Source organism: Enterobacter sp. UNJFSC 003, from assembly GCF_036903355.1.
Taxonomy (GTDB): Bacteria; Pseudomonadota; Gammaproteobacteria; order Enterobacterales; family Enterobacteriaceae; genus Enterobacter.
In genome coordinates this window covers 1-293 of sequence record NZ_JBAKHK010000109.1, presented here as the reverse complement: position 1 = coordinate 293, position 293 = coordinate 1, and the positions used below count along the sequence as shown (strand labels likewise).

Genomic DNA, 293 nt, shown 5'->3' with positions numbered 1-293 from the left:
GGATATTCGTAAAGGGTATTTGCACATTACCCGCGAATGGCAGGAGGGCGATACGCTGAATCTGACTTTGCCGATGCCGGTACGCCGCGTTTACGGTAACCCGCTGGTGCGTCACGTCGCCGGAAAAGTGGCGATTCAGCGCGGCCCGCTGGTGTATTGCCTGGAACAGGCCGACAACGGCGAGTCACTGCATAATCTGTGGCTGCCCACCGATGCGCCATTTACGACATTTGAAGGCAAGGGATTGTTTAGCCATAAGATCTTAATCCAGGCACCGGGTTACCGGTATGAAC

Annotated in this window: 1 pseudogene; it reads left to right on the top strand. The window is 55.3% G+C overall.

What is annotated here, in order from left to right:
* Positions 1-293: pseudogene (locus V5P19_RS23325) on the top strand (glycoside hydrolase family 127 protein); the annotation flags it as partial.